The organism is Pseudoalteromonas sp. NJ631, assembly GCF_000276645.1.
GTDB lineage: Bacteria > Pseudomonadota > Gammaproteobacteria > Enterobacterales > Alteromonadaceae > Pseudoalteromonas > Pseudoalteromonas piscicida.
The window spans coordinates 1-768 of the sequence record NZ_AKXJ01000048.1 but is presented as its reverse complement, the minus strand read 5'-3'; the positions used below and the strand labels follow the sequence as shown (position 1 = coordinate 768).

Below are 768 nucleotides of genomic sequence, written 5' to 3'. Positions count from 1 at the left end.
CGGGGTTATGCCCAGCAGAGCAGGGGTTAACGGCATCGCACTTGGCCTATGTAATTTATACCTCAGGTTCAACAGGCCAGCCGAAAGGAGTGGAGGTTGAGCATCGTGGAGTCGTTGCATTTGTATCATCTCCTAATTACGCGAGTACGGACAAAGCCAGTAAAGTAGCTAGCCTGTCTTCGTTCTCTTTTGACGGGTTTGTGTATGATCTCTTTTTTAGCTTGTCATTGGGTTTAGAGCTACATATTTACGGAAAAGAGTTAATTCTGCAAATTGACAACTTTAAAGCACAGCTGATTCAAGATCAGATCGATAACTTTTTCACGACAACCGCATTGTTTAACCAATTGGTTGCATATGAGGCTTTTACAGGAACACAAATACAGCAAGTGCTATTTGGTGGGGAGAGATGCGATGAGAGTGCGATCTCGACTTTCAAAGCGTATCATCCAGATATCAGCCTGATGCATGTTTATGGCCCAACAGAGGCTATTGTTTTTGCTTCAACATGTTCATTAAACGAATTGAGTGGCAAGTACCCGATAGGAAAGCCGCTAAATAATAACAGTTTGTTTATACTAGACAACTGCAAAATGTTGGCACCTTTTGGTACGATCGGAGAGTTATTTATTGGTGGTGAAAGCTTGGCAAGAGGTTACTTGAATAAACCTGAACTGACAGCTGAGCGCTTTATTGAAAATCCTTTTTATGACGCTTCACACCCACATAGCTCAGCGCGTTTATATAAAACTGGCGACTTGGTACGCT

The 768-nt window shown here is 42.6% G+C and carries 1 protein-coding gene; it reads left to right on the top strand.

Annotation, left to right across the window (positions count from 1 at the left end):
- On the top strand, positions 1-768 hold a 768-nt coding region (locus A587_RS24420), incomplete at both ends, for an AMP-binding protein (protein WP_036965347.1).